This window comes from Streptomyces griseoluteus (genome assembly GCF_004784465.1).
GTDB lineage: Bacteria > Actinomycetota > Actinomycetes > Streptomycetales > Streptomycetaceae > Streptomyces > Streptomyces griseoluteus.
In genome coordinates this window covers 56055-71157 of the sequence record NZ_SRRU01000014.1, presented here as the reverse complement: position 1 = coordinate 71157, position 15103 = coordinate 56055, and the positions used below count along the sequence as shown (strand labels likewise).

14 protein-coding genes are annotated in these 15103 nt (G+C 72.6%); 8 read left to right on the top strand and 6 right to left on the bottom strand.

What is annotated here, in order from left to right; all coding sequences use genetic code 11:
- Positions 1–298: 298 nt before the first annotated feature.
- A complete protein-coding gene (locus E5082_RS29770) occupies positions 299–2095 on the bottom strand; it encodes a M4 family metallopeptidase (RefSeq protein ID WP_135794354.1) in 1797 nt (598 codons plus the stop codon).
- Between the two features lie 313 nt (positions 2096–2408).
- Between E5082_RS29770 and E5082_RS29765 the strand changes: the two genes are divergently transcribed.
- The 6 genes from E5082_RS29765 to E5082_RS29740 all read left to right on the top strand — a co-directional run bounded on the left by E5082_RS29765 (position 2409) and on the right by E5082_RS29740 (position 8485).
- Positions 2409–3620 (top strand): serine hydrolase domain-containing protein, encoded by a 1212-nt coding sequence (locus tag E5082_RS29765; RefSeq protein ID WP_135794353.1) that lies wholly within the window; start codon positions 2409–2411, stop codon positions 3618–3620.
- Positions 3621–3693: 73 nt separating this feature from the next.
- Positions 3694–4371, top strand: coding sequence for an AIM24 family protein (locus E5082_RS29760; RefSeq protein WP_086694711.1), 678 nt, complete (start codon positions 3694–3696; stop codon positions 4369–4371).
- A 176-nt stretch (positions 4372–4547) separates the two neighbouring features.
- Positions 4548–5588, top strand: coding sequence for a tetratricopeptide repeat protein (locus E5082_RS29755; RefSeq protein ID WP_135794352.1), 1041 nt, complete (start codon positions 4548–4550; stop codon positions 5586–5588).
- Entirely contained in the window at positions 5585–6583 is a 999-nt protein-coding gene (locus E5082_RS29750; protein ID WP_135794351.1) for a polyprenyl synthetase family protein, read from the top strand. Before E5082_RS29755 ends, E5082_RS29750 begins: the two co-directional genes overlap by 4 nt.
- A 115-nt stretch (positions 6584–6698) precedes the next feature.
- Positions 6699–7733 carry a hypothetical protein gene (locus tag E5082_RS29745; RefSeq protein WP_135794350.1) on the top strand — a complete coding sequence of 345 codons (1035 nt, stop codon included), beginning with the start codon at positions 6699–6701 and terminating at the stop codon, positions 7731–7733.
- A 98-nt stretch (positions 7734–7831) separates the two neighbouring features.
- A complete protein-coding gene (locus tag E5082_RS29740; protein WP_190045441.1) occupies positions 7832–8485 on the top strand; it encodes a DUF2238 domain-containing protein in 654 nt (217 codons plus the stop codon).
- Here E5082_RS29740 and E5082_RS29735 read toward each other — a convergent pair.
- Together E5082_RS29735 and E5082_RS29730 are read right to left on the bottom strand one after the other, a co-directional pair.
- A complete protein-coding gene (locus tag E5082_RS29735) occupies positions 8482–8976 on the bottom strand; it encodes a DUF6328 family protein (protein ID WP_135794349.1) in 495 nt (164 codons plus the stop codon). The two genes, E5082_RS29740 and E5082_RS29735, sit on opposite strands and share 4 nt — an antisense overlap.
- A 38-nt stretch (positions 8977–9014) precedes the next feature.
- Positions 9015–9926: an SDR family oxidoreductase gene (locus E5082_RS29730; RefSeq protein WP_135794348.1), complete on the bottom strand. Its 912-nt coding sequence runs from the start codon at positions 9924–9926 to the stop codon at positions 9015–9017.
- A gap of 137 nt (positions 9927–10063) precedes the next feature.
- Between E5082_RS29730 and E5082_RS29725 the strand changes: the two genes are divergently transcribed.
- Together E5082_RS29725 and E5082_RS29720 are read left to right on the top strand one after the other, a co-directional pair.
- A complete protein-coding gene (locus tag E5082_RS29725) occupies positions 10064–10942 on the top strand; it encodes a LysR family transcriptional regulator (RefSeq protein WP_135794347.1) in 879 nt (292 codons plus the stop codon).
- A gap of 225 nt (positions 10943–11167) precedes the next feature.
- Positions 11168–11473: a putative quinol monooxygenase gene (locus E5082_RS29720; RefSeq protein WP_135794346.1), complete on the top strand. Its 306-nt coding sequence runs from the start codon at positions 11168–11170 to the stop codon at positions 11471–11473.
- 230 nt (positions 11474–11703) lie between these two features.
- Here E5082_RS29720 and E5082_RS29715 read toward each other — a convergent pair whose 3' ends face one another.
- The 3 genes from E5082_RS29715 to E5082_RS29705 form a co-directional block, all read right to left on the bottom strand.
- On the bottom strand, positions 11704–12270 hold the full coding sequence (locus E5082_RS29715; protein ID WP_135794345.1) for a TetR/AcrR family transcriptional regulator: 567 nt from the start codon (positions 12268–12270) through the stop codon (positions 11704–11706).
- The gene (locus E5082_RS29710; protein WP_135794344.1) at positions 12267–13754 is read right to left on the bottom strand and encodes an MFS transporter; all 1488 of its coding nucleotides are present in this window, start codon (positions 13752–13754) and stop codon (positions 12267–12269) included. The genes E5082_RS29715 and E5082_RS29710 overlap by 4 nt, the downstream gene beginning before the upstream one ends.
- A gap of 108 nt (positions 13755–13862) precedes the next feature.
- Positions 13863–15074: an FAD-dependent monooxygenase gene (locus E5082_RS29705; RefSeq protein ID WP_190045445.1), complete on the bottom strand. Its 1212-nt coding sequence runs from the start codon at positions 15072–15074 to the stop codon at positions 13863–13865.
- Positions 15075–15103: the final 29 nt, after the last annotated feature.

The following is a 15103-nucleotide window of genomic DNA, read 5'->3' as shown; positions in this document are numbered from 1 at the left end:
ACTAACCGCCATAATTGCATATAATATCTCAGATGGTCCGCGATAAAAACCGGGTAAGCCAATTCCGGAAGAATTGAACCTACGCACCTCATCCGTCGACACGATGCGGAACTTCCTGCCCGATAGCGGGCGGCGAGTTTGTCGCGGCGGGTGGCGATGGCGCGGAACTGCGGGCGAACCGCTCGTAGACCGTCCGCCAGGCCCGTAGCGTTCCGGCAAATCACGGCACGGAAATCCAGTCCCTAGGAGCCCCGCCCCGCGCGAGCGCGGGACGGGGCCCTGGCGGAGCCGGTGTGCGTCAGCGGGGCGCCGGGGTGTTGGCGGCCTTGACGTTGACCGCGGCCCAGGCCCGGTCGACGGTCCGGTACTCGGTGCTCGTCGCGCCGTACAGGTCCCTGGCCGCGTTCAGTGTCGCCACACGGGCGTCGTGGAAGTCGGTGGTGGAGACCATGTAGCGGGTCAGGGCGCGGTAGAAGACCGCCGTGGCCTTGGCGCGGCCGATGCCCTTGACGGCGCCGCCGTCGTAGGTCGGGGAGTCGTAGGAGACCCCGCCGATCTTCTTCTTGCCGCTGCCCTCGGCCAGGAGGTAGTACGCGTGCGAGGAGACGCCGGAACCGGCGTGCACCTCGGTGTCGTACGTGGCCTTCGACCAGTAGTCGACCGTGCCCTCCAGCTTGTCCAGGGAGGGGTGGTCGAGGCGGCGCAGGAACTTCTGCTTCAGCCCCAGCTTCTCGCCCAGCAGGTAGTTCGGCGGGTTCTTCGCGTTGGCGGCGAAGAACTCCACGTTGGAGCCGAAGATGTCGGCGAGGGACTCGTTGAGCGAGCCCGGTTCGCCGTACTGGTTGCCGTCGCGGTCGACGTAGGTCGGCTCCAGCTTGGCGGTGGCGTCGACCACGCCGTGGGTCAGCTCGTGACCGGTGACGTCGAGGACGACCAGCGGCTTCGTGATCATGTCGTCGCCGTCGCCGTACAGCATGCAGCCGCAGGCCGGGTCCCAGAAGGCGTTGCCGACCCCGCGGCCCCAGTGGACCATCGCGCGGGCGGCCTTGCCATTGTTGGCGATGCCCGACCGGTTGAAGGTCTTCTTGTAGAAGTCCAGGGTCTTGGTGATGCCGTACTGGGCGTCGGCGGCCGCGCTGTTGCGGTTGCTCGTGCTGCCGTTGCCCCAGACGTTGCTGGTACCCGTGATGGTGCTGCCGCCGCCGAAGGACTCGGTGTACTTACCCTTGGCGTCCCGCGTCTCGGTGTTGTACCGGGTGGGGTCCTTGAGCTGGAAGTGGCCGCGCGAGGTCTGCGTGGTGGTCAGCGGGACGCTGCCCGCGAACAGGGTCTTGCCGGTGCCGCGCGCGGTGGCCGGGTAGCCGGAGGCGCCCGAGGTGATGCCCGCGAGGAGGCCCGGCGCACTCTGGGCGGAGGTGGACGGGGCGACCGTCTCACCGCGCGCCCGCAGCGCCTTGCGGAGCTTGGGCGAGAGGAACTCGTCCGCGTCCGGGGTGTTGCTGCGGACCTCGCCGGTGACGGCGTCCACGACGACCGTGCGGGTGCCGCTCGCGCCGTCCAGGGCACTGCCGGTGACGGTGACCCGGTAGGCGAGCGCGGTCTCGCCGTCGCGCGCGTCGACGACGAGTTCGGCGGTGCCGGCATCACCCTCGGCGGCGTCGGCCGCCTTGGCGGCTGCCTGCCTGGGGGTGATCCGGGCGTCGGAGGCGGTGGCCTGTACGGACTGGCCGGCCGCGGTGGTCACGCCCGTGTAGGCGAGCTGCCGGTCGAGGTGGACGACGAGGTCGCCACCGAGCACCGGCATGCCGCTGTGGGCGCGCTGGAAGCGGACGTGACGGCCGCCCTCGGGGTCGAACATGACGTCCTGCACGCGGAGTTCGTCACCCGTGCCGACCCCGGAGGCGTCGGCGTGGGCGACGGCGGCCGCGCGGGCGGCGTTCACCACGGGGGCGGTCCGTGCGGCGGTCCGGACGGCTTCGGCGGCCTTGTGGGCCGTCGAGGGCGCGGGGCGGGCGAAGGCCGTGCCGGCCAGGCCCGTGGCCGCCGTCGCCACCGCGACGGCGACGGCCACACTGCGTATGTGCGGTCTGCGCACCAGGGGTTGTTCCTTCGTTCGACGGCGGCCGGACGCGCCGGCCGCCGTGACACATGGCGCCGTTGGGCAGCCATCGGGGCAGGCGGGTCGCGCCCCGAGGGTTCACCCTTTCGGATGAGTCATGGCCACGTAAAGAAGGAATGATCCATTTCGCTGCTCTCCGGGACAATCCTTTACCCAAAGGACACCCCGGAGTGATCGCCGCATGCCGACTGTGTGTCGACTGGGGAGACGGGCCGTCAATCCCCTAGGTTCCAGGCCGGAATGTGACGCGTGTCGCAGCAACGGCGGTGTGGACGGGAGTGGTGACCTGATGGTCTCGGCAACGGTGCGCAGGAGCGCGGTACTCGGGGCGGTGGCGCTGTCGCTCCTCGCCCTCCCGGCACAGGCGGCGACCGGGCAGCAGGGCGCGGCGGCCGCGCTCCCCGCGCCCGACACGGCGGGCGTGGACGGGGTGCTGCGCACGGTCCGCACCCAGGGCGCCCCGGCCGCGCTGGCCCGGATCGACGACCAGGGCCGCAGCCATCTGATCAGCCGGGGCGTCGCCGACCGGGGCACCGGCCGCGCGGCCAGCACGGCCGACCGGTTCCGCATCGGCAGCGTGACCAAGACGTTCTCCTCGGTCGTCCTGCTCCAACTGGCCGACGAGGGCAGGCTGGACCTGGACGCCCCGGTGAACCGGTACCTGCCGAAGCTGCTGCCGAGCGACGCCATCACCGTGCGGCACGTGCTGAGCCACCGCAGCGGGCTGTACGACTACACCAACGACATGTTCGCCCAGAGCGTCTCCGGCTTCGAGGCGGTGCGCAAGAAGGTGTTCACCTACCCCCAGCTGGTAGCGCTCTCCCTGAAGAAGCCGCGCGTCAACGCGCCCGGCGCGGCGTACTCGTACTCCAACACCAACTTCGTGGTGGCGGGCATGCTCATCGAGAAGTTCACCAAACGCCCGGTCAAGGAGGCGTACCAGAGCCGGATCACGGGCCCGCTGAAGCTGCGGGACACCTTCTACGTCCACCCCGACACCAGGATTCCCGGCCGGTTCGCGCGCGGCTATCTGACCCCGGACCGGTCCGGCGACCCGCTGGTCGACGCGACCGAGCAGACCGTGTCCTGGGCGCAGAGCGCGGGCGCCGTCATCTCCACCGCCAAGGACCTGAACACCTTCTACGCGGCGCTGCTCGGCGGCAAGCTGCTCTCCGCCGCCGGGCTCGCCCAGATGGAGCGCTTCACCAAGGTCGACGCGACCACCGCCTACGGCCTCGGCCTGCGCCGCCGGGACCTGTCCTGCGGGGTGTCGGTGTACGGGCACACCGGCGCCGTGCAGGGCTACTACACCTACGCGTTCGCCACGAAGGACGGCAAGCGGGCGCTGACGGCGGTGGCCACCACCTCCAACAACGGCAAGGTGCTCAACGCGTTGGCGGGCGCCCTGGAGCCGGCGTTCTGCGGCAAGAGCGCCAAGCAGCGTCGCGGCCCGGCGCTGGTGGAGCGCAACGCGGACGTCGCCCCGGCCACGGCGCGCTGAACTCCCCGTCCCGGACGGGCCCGTCACTCGCGTGATCTTGGCGGAACGGGTCCGTCCGGGACACCATGCGCTCATGAAGGGTGACCTCTTTTCCAGTGAGCACATGGTCCGTCCGGCCGTCGAGCCGGGGATGGCGATAGAGAACGGCAAGTGCGTCAGGTACGCGGTGGACGGTGAGATGCTCGCCCGCCAGGGCGCGATGATCGCCCACCGGGGCAGCCTCCAGTTCGAGCGCAAGGGCCAGGGCGTGGGCGGCATGCTCAAGCGCGCGGTGACCGGCGAGGGGCTCCCGCTGATGTCGGTGCGCGGGCGGGGCGAGGCGTGGTTCGCGCACGAGGCCCAGAACTGTTTCATCGTCGAGGTGGAGCCCGGCGACCAGTTCACCGTCAACGGCCGCAACGTGCTGTGCTTCGACGCATCGCTGTCCTACGAGATCAAGACCGTGAAGGGCTCCGGCATCGCGGGCGGCGGCCTGTTCAACAGCGTCTTCAGCGGGCACGGCAGACTCGGCCTGATCTGCGAGGGCAACCCGCTGGTGATCCCGGTGTCCGAGCAGGCGCCGGTGTACGTCGACACGGACGCGGTGGTCGGCTGGACCGCGAACCTGCGCACCTCGCTCCACCGCTCGCAGTCCATAGGGTCGATGCTGCGCGGCGGTTCGGGCGAAGCCGTCCAGCTCATGCTCCAGGGCGAGGGTGTCGTGGTGGTGCGGCCCAGCGAGGCCACCCCGCAGAAGCCCCAACAGCACTGATTCCGTACGGGGGTTCCCCGCGCCACTCGGAGTGATCCGCGTCGCACGGGCAACCCCCGTCGCCGTCCCCGCGTCTTGCCCCACGACCGACCACGCCCCGGCCCCCCGGTGGACCGGGGCGATTCGCCCGCGTGCTATACGCCTCGCGTATACACGTGGTGTATAGAAGGGCTCACATGTACGGCAAGGCTTTCGCCCCGGAGTATCAGGGCGCCCTGACCACCCTGTCCGTCAATTCCTCGCTGACCGAGGTGCTCGCCGAGGGCCTGGAGCGGCTGCGCGAGGCCGAGCGGGCCGGGCACCCCGCCGAGGTGGCCCGCTGCGGTCTCGCGGTGGCCGAGGCACACCGGCGGCTCGGCAGCACCGCGGAGGCCGACCGCGCGTGGAAGGCGAGTTACCGCGCGGCCCGTACGGCCGGGGACACCGGGGCGATGGCGTGGGCGCTGTGGAGCGGCGGCACGCTGGCCCGGCAGCGGGGGGCGTTCCCGCTGGCCTGGCGGCTGCTGGGGCTGGCGGCAGAACTCGGTGAGCGCGGCGGCGACGTCGTGGTCCGGGGCTACTCGCTGGCCGGGCTGGCGGAGACCGGCCGCATCCAGGGCGACTACGCGGCCGTCGGCCGACTGCACGAACAGCTGCTGGCCGAGGCCCGCAGGCGCGGGGAGGCCCGGCACACGGTGTGGGCGCTGGAGGGCATCGCCCAGATGCACCGCAACACCGGTGACTTCGACCGGGCGTACGCGCTGTTCGAGGAGGCGGCGGAGATAGCCGAGCGCGCCGACGACCGGCGCGGCCACGCCTGGGCGCTGCGCGGGCTGGCGGACATCCTCTCGGCGCGGGACGGGGACACCGGCCGGGCGCTGGAGCTGCTGTCGCGGGCGGAGGAGACGTGCCGGACGATGAACCTGTCCAGCGCGCTCGCCTACAACCACAAGATGCGCGGCAACGTCTTGTACCGCGCCGGGCGTTATGAGGAGGCACGGGACCTGTACGGCCTGGCGCTGTCCGAGTTCCGCACGATGGACGAACCCCGTGGCGAGGCGCTGTCCCGGCTGGGTCTGGCCAAGTCCCTGGCCCGGCTGGGGCGTGACCCGGAGGAGACGGCGGCCGAACTGGCCGAGCTGGCCCTCGTGCTGGAGCGCTCGGGGCTGCGGCACGCGCGGGAGATGGTGGCGCGGGCGCAGGCCGAGTTCGTGCCCGAGGCGGAGGGTGCCCGGTGACGGCGGTGTTCCGCGCTGAGCGGATCTCGGCGGACCAAATTCTTTCTGGAGCACGTGAGTCGGTGCGGCCCGCGCTGCGGGAGGCGGTCGCCGGGCTGCACCCGTGGCTGGCCGAGATGGCCGCGTACTCCTTCGGCTGGCGTGAGGGCGCGGAGGCCGGCGGCAAGGGGGTGCGGCAGGCGCTGGCGGTGCTCGGGGCGCGGGCGGCCGGTGCGGATGCCGGGGCGGGGGTGCCGGGCGCGGTCGCGGTGGAACTGGTGCACGCCTTCTCGCTGCTGCACGACGACATCATGGACGGTGACGCCACCCGGCGCGGCCGCCCGGCACTGTGGAAGGCGTACGGCACGGGTCCCGCCGTTCTCGCCGGCGACGCCCTGTTCGCGCTGGCCGTCGGCGTCCTGGCCGACGTCCCCGGCGGGGTGCGGCTGCTCTCGGGCGCGCTGGCCGACGTGATGCGGGGGCAGGCCGACGACCTGCTGTTCGCCTCCCGGCCCTGGACCGGCCCGGAAGCGGTGGCGCCCGAGGAGTACCGCGTGATGGCGGAGGGCAAGACGGGTGCCCTGCTGGGCTGTTCGCTCGCGCTCGGCGCGCTGCTGGGCGGGGCTCCGCGCCCGGTCGTCGCCGCGCTGGACCGGGCCGGGCGGCACGCGGGGGTCGCCTTCCAGCTCGCGGACGACGTGCTGGGCATCTGGGGCCGCCCCGAGGTCACCGGCAAGCCGGTGGGCGGCGACCTGCGCGAGGGCAAGAGGACGTACCCGGTACTGACCGCACTCGCCGCCCCCGAGGGCGCCCGTCTGCCCGGCCTGCTCCGTGGGCACCGTACGGCGGAGGCGGCGGCGCTGATCGAGGCGGCGGGCGGGCGGGCCGCGGCCCTGGCGGAGGCTCACGCGCACATGGCCGCCGCCCGTACGCTGCTCGACGGGCTGCCGCTGGAGCCGGGCGCGGCCGCCGAGCTGGGCGCCCTGCTGGACACGCTCGCCAACCGCGAGCGCTGAGGGAGCCGGCAGCGGCTGCGGCCAAACATCGCCTATCGGGCCATATAGGCTGCCCTCGTCGCCCGGCCGGCCGGGTGGCCGCACCACCGAGCCCCCCTACGCAGGAGAGCCATCCGTGACCCTGGCCATCGACCCCTCCGAGACGACTGCCGCCGCTCCGACACCCCTGTCCGACCTGGTGGCGCGTGACGCCCGCGAGTTCGGGGTGTACGCGCGCACCGGCGGCTGGGCCTTCGCGCTGATGGTGGCGCGCAGCGTGCGGCCGGGCGGGCAGGCGGCCGGGGAGACCCCCAAGGTGTCCGCGAAGGAGTTCGCGGAGCTGGCGGAGTGCTCCCCGGAGCGGGTCATGCGCTACTACCGGGCGTGGGACCGGGCCGCCGACGACGGCCTGGTCCCGCAGTTCGAGACGCTGGAGCCGGGCCAGGACGTCCAACTCCCGGACTCCGACGTCTGGTTGAGCTACTACTCCGCCCGTAGCAGCGCCACGTCCGAGCGCGGCACGGCCATCGCGGAGGCCGCCGGGGCCGAGGGCATCCGGCCGACCAAGGCGCTGGAGGTGGCCGAGAACCCGACCGCGCTGCGCGCCGCCATCCTGGCCGACCCCTCCACGGCCCGCGCGGCCCGCACCGCCTTGCTGGACCGGATCAAGGAGGACCCGGAGCTCCAGGCCGAGCTGGCGCGGGACGTGGTGCGCACCGACGACCTGAAGAAGGCCGTCGCCACCGAGAGCCGCGCCGCCGACAAGATCGGCTACGTCCGGCAGATCGCGGAGTCCGGGCAGATCAGGACCCCGGCGGGACAGACCGTCGACGCCCCCGCCGCGCTGCGCGAGGAGGCCGAGCGTCATCTGTCGCTGATCGACGAGCTGGAGGACGACGAGGACACCGGCGAGTGGGCGGTGGAGGCGTACGACACGCTGAAGACGCTGGTCGCCGACACCGTCGAGGCCGACCCCGAACTCCGGGTGCAGGAGCGACGCACCAAGTTCTACGGCAGCCTGCAGAAGGCGACCCGCGCCTTCGAGGAGCTGACCTTCGACGACGCCCGGGACTTCTACGAGGACGACATGGTCCGGCGTCTGGAGGAGCTGCAGCAGGCGATCGGCTCCTGCCTCACCGCGCTGCGCGGCGCCGTGGGAGAGAAGCCCTAGGGACGCGCGGCGGGGGCATGAGTACCGGTACTCATGCCCCGCGCGCCGGGCGGCCGGACGATGGGGCGACCGACACCGCCCAGCCTCTGGAGCCCGCCATGGCAGCAGTCCACCCCGCCCGGCCGACCGTCCGCCGCACGGTGCCGCCCGTCGTGTTCGCGGGCGTGGCCGCCGTGGGCCTGGCCGTCTCCGCGTGGGGCGCGCGAGACCGTACGACGTGGTTCCTGGAGACCTTCTGGGTGCTGATCGGGCTGCCCCTGGTGGTGCTGCTGTGGCGGCGCTTCCCGCTCACCGGGCTGCTGTGCGGTCTGCTCGCCGCGCACGCCCTGGTGCTGGCGGTCGGCGGCCACTACACCTACGCACAGGTACCGGCGGGCGACTGGGTGCGGGACACCCTGCACCTGAGCCGCAATCCGTACGACCGGTTCGGGCATCTGATGCAGGGCTTCGTCCCGGCGATCCTGGTACGGGAGCTGCTCACCCGTACCTCGCCGCTGCGCGGCAGCCGCTGGCTGGCCCCGCTGACGGTGTGCGCCTGCCTGGCCTTCAGCGCCTGTTTCGAGCTGCTGGAATGGCTGGCCGCCGTGATCGGCGGACACGGAGCCGACGCCTTCCTCGCGACCCAGGGCGATGTGTGGGACACCCAGTGGGACATGTTCTGCGCCCTGATCGGCTCCGTGCTCTCCCTGCTGCTGCTCAGCCGGGTCCACGACCGCTCACTGGCGGCCCTCGCGGCCCGTACCGGGCGTTAGCTGTCCTCGGGGTCCGAGTGCCGGAAACGGGCCCAGATCGGCAGGCCGTACCAGCAGACCAGGTACCAGCAGACGACGGCGCCGACCAGCCACGGCACATAGCCGTCGTGGGTGGCCACCCGGAGGATCAGGAGCAGCGAGCAGGTCATGGTGGCCAGGAGCAGCAGCAGGCCGACGAAGGTCAGCCTCCCCGCCAGCCGTACCGCCTCCGGTTTCACCCGGCGCCCGGAGACCAGGCGGTGTAGTGAGACCGGCCCGATCAGGGCGCCGGTCGCACAGGCCCCCAGGACCACGGTGACGATGTAGATGATCTGGTCGGCGCTGGAGAGCTGGGCGTATTTGGGCTGGAAGACCACCGTCAGCAGGAAGCCGAACAGGATCTGTACACCGGTCTGCGCGACACGTACCTCCTGGATCAGTTCGCCCCACTTGCGGTCGGCCCGCTCTTCCCTGGTTTCGTCCCGCCCCCTGCGCGGTGCCTGCTCGGTCATGCGGTGCAATTAACCGCGCAAACGTTCTTTCAAACCGCTCACTTGATCGGCTCTACTGTGCTGGTCCACTCGAAGTAGTGGCCCTGGTCCAGATCGGCGAGGAGTCCGGGCCCGGTGGGCCGCCAGCCGAGCCGTTCGCGGGTCGCGGCGCTGGAGGTGGGGTTGTCCACCCCGGCGAACCGGCCGAGGAACCCGAAGTGCTCCCCCGCCCGCTCCGGGGAGACGCTCACCACGGGCATGTCCAGGTGGCGGCCGATGACCTCCGCGATCTCCCGGAACGGCACGCCTTCGTCGGCGGCCGCGTGCCACCGGGTACCGGCCGGGGCCTGCTCCAGCACCAGCCGGAACAGCCGGGCGGCGTCGAGCCGGTGCACACCGGGCCAGCGGTTGGCGCCGTCCCCGACCTGGGCGACGACGCCCTTCTCGCGGGCGATGCGGATGAGGTGTGGTACGAAGCCCCGGTCGCCGGGCCCGTGGACGGAGGGCGCGAGCCGCACCACGGAACCGCGCACCCCTCGCTCGGCCAGTGCGACGGCGGCCTCCTCGGACGGGGTGCGGTGGGTGCCCGGCGCGGGCGCGTCGGCCTCGGTGACGAGGCGGCCCGCCGGGGCGATCGCGGTGCCGGAGGTGACGACGAGCGGCCGGTCGGAGCCCGCCAGGGCGGCGCCCATCGCCTCGATGGCCCGCAGATCGGTGGCACCGGCCGCGTCGAAGTCGACGAAGTCGTGGACGAAGGCCAGGTGGATCACACCGTCGGCGCCGTCCGCCGCGCGGGCCAGGCCCTCGGGATCGTCCAGGCTGCCCCGGAACACCTCGGCGCCCGCCTCCTTCAGCGCGGCGGCGCCGTCGTCCGACCGGGCGAGGCCGACGACCTCGTGCCCGGCGCCGATCAGTTCGGGCACCACGGCGGAGCCGATGAACCCGGTGGCACCGGTGACGAAAACACGCATGGTGAAGCTCTCCTCGGATGGTCGGTGGAAGTGCCTCCATCGTCGGCCGGACAGAAGCCGCGCGTCCAAGGCTTCTTCCGCATGGCGCAATACGTTCCAGGCATCACCGCTGGTGCGAGGGCCGTACGCTGGAGGGCATGTCCGACTTCGCGGATCTCGATCTCCGGCTGGTCCGGTACTTCACGGTCGTCGCCGAGCACCGGCACTTCGGCCGCGCGGCCACCGCCCTCCACATCACCCAGCCCTCGCTCAGCCGTCAGGTACGGCGGCTGGAGCGGGAGTTGGGCGTCGAGCTGCTGGACCGCACCCCGCGGGGCACCCGGCTCACCGAGGCCGGCGAGGTCTTCCTGCCCCGCGCCAGGTCGCTGCTGCGGGCCGCGCATCAGGCGGCGACGGAGGCGCGGGCGGCCGCCGAACCCAGCCGGATCACCGTCGGCTACACGACCGGCGTGCTGGTCACCCCGGCCGTGCGGGAGATGCGGCGCAAGTTCCCGGACGCCGACGTGCGGGCCGCGCACGTGCGCTGGCACGAGGCGCGGGAGGCGCTGCTCGGCCACCGGGTGGACGCGCTGGTGGCCCGGCTGCCGTTCGCCACGGACGGGCTGCGGGTGACCGTGCTCTACGACGAGCCGCGCGTGGTGGTGGTCCCGCTGGACCACCGGCTGGCGGGCAAGGAGTCGGTGACGCTGGACGACATCGCGCACGAGCCCCTCCCCCGCGTCCCGGACCCGCTGTGGGACGCGTTCTGGCGGATCGACCCGCGCCCGGACGGACGGCCGGCGCCGGACGGGCCGTTCATCGGGGACATCGAGGACAAGTTCGAACTGGTCGCGTCCGGCCAGGCGTTGGCGATCGCGGCGGCCGCGCCGGGGATGCCGGCACGACCGGATCTGACCGCGATCCCGCTGCACGGCGTGGAACCGTGCCATGTCGCGCTGGCCACCCGCGCGGGCGACAACAGCCGTCTGCTCGCCGCGTTCCGCCGTTGCGCGGAGGCAGTGCTGACCGGCGCGTAGGGCCTTTCCCCCGGAGCTTCGTGCCTCTGTGGGTGCCGCCTGAGCCGTGCGTCCGGCCCGCCCGTCGCGGGTCCTGCGGCGGGGTGAGGGTGATTCGACCTGCCAGCGACAGGCGAATGTACGCAAAGGCGTATTAACCCGGCGATAATAGGCTCGTTCCATGCCAACCGGTCACGGAAGTGCCTGGGCGCTCGCGGGCGGCCGAGCACCGATAGGAGTCCCCTCATGGCAGACGTCAAGGTCGGGCTGTACGTATACGTCGAGGCGAAGCCCGGCAAGGAGGAAGAGGTCGCCGACTTTCTCCGCAGCGGCCTTGACCTCGTGCGGGAGGAGCCCGACACCGTCGCCTGGTTCGCCGTGCGCCTGAGCGCGACCGGCTTCGCGATCTTCGACGCCTTCCCCACCGACTCCGCACGTCAGACCCATCTCAACGGCCGGCTGGGCAGCGCCCTGATGGAACGAGCCGGCGATCTGTTCTCCCAGCCGCCTTCCATCGAGCGACTCGACGTTCTCGCCCACAAACTTCCCTGAAAACCGGAGGCGGCCGGTCGGCCCGGCGGGGCCGGGTCTGGTGCGTGCAGATTCAAGGCGGAGGAGGGAGTCGACGCGATGGGGGGCGCCCCGCGCGAGTGCAGCGCAGCGTGGGGAAGTCGGCGAGTGACGACAACGCGGCTGGGGTCCCCCTGCTCGGAGAGCCTGGGAGAGCGCGTGCCAGGGCCCGCGCTGTCGGCGAGATCCGGAAGACCCGCCCCAGGGATGAGTCAGGGCGTCAGCTGGGCCTGGACGAGCGGTCCGTAGCGGTCGGCCACCTCGTCCGGGTCGCTCTCGCGCAGGTGGGGGCCGCGGGCGATGCCGTACATGACGCCGACCCCGATGAGTGCGGCGACGGCCAGTTCGGCGCGCAGCCCGGCGTCGGGGCCGGTGAGCCGGGCGGCGAGGCGGTCGGTGACCTGGGCGCGGAAGTTGGCGCGCAGGACGTCGCCGTGGTCGCCGTGCAGCGGGGCGAAGGCGATGCGCAGCAGCGGGTCGGCACCCCGGTCGCGCTGGCTGGCCAGGACGTGCTGGACCATGTGCCGTCCCAGGCCGGCGAGGGGGGCGTCGAGGAGGTCGTCGGCGTCGGTGTCGAAGGACATGACGCGGGCGAACAGGGCGTCCTTGTTGCCGAAGTACTTCACCACCAGCGGCGGGCTGACCCCGGCCCGCTCCGCGACGGCCTTGAGGGTGATGTCGGCGTGCGCGTGCCGGGCCAGGAGGTGCCGGGCGGCCTTGAGGATGGCCGCCTTGGTCGCCTCGGCGTCCCGGCGCGCGGGAGCGGGTGCGGTGGTCACGCCTCCTCCAGGGCACGGGTCCCCAGGGTGGCGCCCTCGGCGCGGGGGGTGCCGTCGGGGGTGCCGTCGCCGGGGATGGTGAGGGCGGCCGCGCAGGCGGCCAGCGCGACGGCACCGGCCATGGCGAAGGCCATCAGATACCCGTGCAGCGTGGGCACCGGCAGCCCGCCGACGAGGCTGGTGTGGTGGACCAGTACGGCGGCGACGGCGGCGCTGGAGACGGCCTGGCCGATGGTCCGCATCAGGACGTTGACACCGTTGGCGGACGCGGTCTGGGCGGCCGGTACCGCGCGCAGGATCAGGGTGGGCAGCGCGGAGTAGGCGAGGGTGGTGCCGGTGGCCACCACGGTCGCCCCGAGGATGATCATCCAGAGGTCGCGGCTGTCGGCGATGCGCAGCGCGTAGCCGCAGGCGATGACCGCGGCGCCGAGGGCGAGGGTGATCCGGGGCCCGCGCCGGGCGGAGATCCGGGCGGACAGCGGCGAGAAGAGCAGCATGGTCACGCCGCCGGGCAGCAGGCAGAGTCCGGTGGCGACGATGGACAGCCCAAGCCCGTAGCCGCTGGCCTCGGGCGCCTGGACGAGCTGGGCGGTGACGAGCGAGTTGGCGTAGAACGCGAATCCGGTGAGCAGGGCCGCCACATGGGACAGGCCCACCCTCGGCCGGGTCACCAGCCGCAGATCGACCAGCGGCCGGGCGGTCCGCAACTGCTGGCGCCACCACAGGGCGACCACCACGGCGAAGGCGGCGAACAGCCCGAGGACGGCGGGGCTGGTCCAGCCCCACTGGCCACCCTGGGAGACGGCGAGCAGCAGGGCCACCAGCGCGACGGCCAGGCCCAGCGCGCCGACCACGTCGAACCGGCCGGCCTCGCGTACCGGCGACTCCCCAACCGCCCACCAGGTGGCCGCGACCCCGAGCAGCCCCAGGGCGCTGGTCAGCCAGAACATGGTGTGCCAGTCGGCGTACTGCACGACGAGCGCGGCCAGCGGCAGGCCGAGGGCGGCGCCGATGCCGACGGTGGAGCTCATCAGCGCGACCGCCGATCCCCGCCGCTGAGGCGGGAGTTCGTCGCGCAGGATGCTGATGGACAGCGGGACGACGGAGGCGGCGGCGCCCTGGAGGGCGCGGGCGGTGATGAGCACGGTGATGTCGGAGGACAGCGCGCACAGCACCGAGCCGACGGTCATCAGGGCGAGCGCGGAAGTCAGCACCCTGCGCTTGCCGTACATGTCACCGGCGCGGCCGAGGACCGGGGTGAGCACGGCACCGGAGAGCAGGGTGGCGGTGACCATCCAGGAGACGGCGGCCGGTGACGATCCCGTGAGCCGGGGCAGGTCCGGCAGGAGCGGGACGACCACGGTCTGCATGACGGCCATGAGGATGCCGCCCGACGCCAGCACGGGGATGGTGAGGCGCTCCCGCAGCCGGGGCGGCGCCGCGAGGGTGCCGGGCGGCTCGGGTATGGGGGCGGAGGGGTCCATCGACGCTCCTGCGGGGGAATGTGCGTGACTGGTGAATAGCTATTCACTCTATCCGGTGAATGACCATTCACCAACCGGTGCCCGTACCCTGAGCTGGGGTGCAGGGGGTCAGCGGGAGCGGCCGGGGGTGCGCGCGGCGTGCAGGGCGCGGGCGGCGCGGGGGCCGAGCCAGCGCTTGAGCCGGCGCAGCGGTTCGAGCTGTCCGGCCGCCTTGTCGAGGCCGTAGTAGAGCTGCGGCGGCACGTAGGGCAGCAGCGGGGAGTGGCGCTGGCCGAGCAGGGCGAACATGCGGTGCGGGGGCAGTTCGATGTAGCGGGGCAGGCTCTCGTACCAGCGGGCGCTGTAGCGGGCGGCGCTCTGCGCGGACAGCAGCTCGGAGCGGCGGCGCTTCTCGTAGGCGGCGAGGGCATCGGGCAGGGCGGGGTGCTCCTGCAGGGCGGTGGCCAGGCACATGGCGTCCTCCAGGGCGAGGGTGGTGCCCGCGCCGATGGAGTAGTGGGTGGTGTGGGCGGCGTCGCCGAGCAGGACGAGGCCGTCGTGGTGCCACGTGCGGTTGGTGAGAGTGCGGAAGTTCAGCCAGGGGACGCTGGTGCCGTCGGACGCGCGGCCGATGAGGGGGTGGCCGTCGAGGAGGTCGGCGAAGAGGTGCTCCAGCAGGGCGAGCCCGTCTCCCTCGTCGGCGCTGTGCAGGCCGAGGCCGGTGAGGGTCTCGGGCGAGCACTCGATGACGCAGGTGCTGTGCCCGGTGTCGTAGGGGTAGCCATAGGCCCAGATCCAGCCGTGCGGTGTCTCGACGAAGGCGAAGGTGAAGGCGTCGAAGACCTTGGTGGTGCCGAGCCAGAGGAAGTGGTTGCGGCCGTGGGTGACATGGGTGCCGAACGCCTCCGCGTACCGGGTGCGCAGGGCGCTGCCGATGCCGTCGGCGGCCACCACCAGGTCGGCGCCGGCCGGGGGTGCGGTGATCTCGCTCGTGAACTCCAGCCGTACGCCCAGGGTTCGGGCGCGCTCGGCGAGCAGTTCGAGGAGACGGTGGCGGCCGATGCCGGAGCCCTGGTCGCCGGGCTGACGGGTACTCGAATCCCGGACGTGGGCGACACCTTCGTGCCAGTGGACCGAGTTGCGTGCGATGGCGTCCGCCGACTCTGGGTCGTGGGCGCGGAGCCGGTCCATCAGGCCCTGCCAGTAGGTGACGCCCCAGCCGTAGGTGGAACCCTCGGGGGCGCGTTCATGGACGGTGATGTCGTGGGACGGGTTCCGCCGCTTGAGCAGGATGGCGAGGTACAGGCCGGCTGGCCCGCCCCCGACGCAGACGACCTTCACGCGCACACCCCTGGAAGTCACCGGACGTA

What these genes read in the sequence shown, in the direction of transcription:
- E5082_RS29765 (WP_135794353.1), top strand. Translation starts at nt 2,409, where the DNA reads ATGGTCTCGGCAACGGTGCGCAGGAGCGCGGTACTCGGGGCGGTGGCG.
- E5082_RS29760 (WP_086694711.1), top strand. Translation starts at nt 3,694, where the DNA reads ATGAAGGGTGACCTCTTTTCCAGTGAGCACATGGTCCGTCCGGCCGTC.
- E5082_RS29755 (WP_135794352.1), top strand. Translation starts at nt 4,548, where the DNA reads ATGTACGGCAAGGCTTTCGCCCCGGAGTATCAGGGCGCCCTGACCACC.
- E5082_RS29740 (WP_190045441.1), top strand. Translation starts at nt 7,832, where the DNA reads ATGGCAGCAGTCCACCCCGCCCGGCCGACCGTCCGCCGCACGGTGCCG.
- E5082_RS29735 (WP_135794349.1), bottom strand. Translation starts at nt 8,976, where the DNA reads ATGACCGAGCAGGCACCGCGCAGGGGGCGGGACGAAACCAGGGAAGAG.
- E5082_RS29730 (WP_135794348.1), bottom strand. Translation starts at nt 9,926, where the DNA reads ATGCGTGTTTTCGTCACCGGTGCCACCGGGTTCATCGGCTCCGCCGTG.
- E5082_RS29725 (WP_135794347.1), top strand. Translation starts at nt 10,064, where the DNA reads ATGTCCGACTTCGCGGATCTCGATCTCCGGCTGGTCCGGTACTTCACG.
- E5082_RS29720 (WP_135794346.1), top strand. Translation starts at nt 11,168, where the DNA reads ATGGCAGACGTCAAGGTCGGGCTGTACGTATACGTCGAGGCGAAGCCC.
- E5082_RS29710 (WP_135794344.1), bottom strand. Translation starts at nt 13,754, where the DNA reads ATGGACCCCTCCGCCCCCATACCCGAGCCGCCCGGCACCCTCGCGGCG.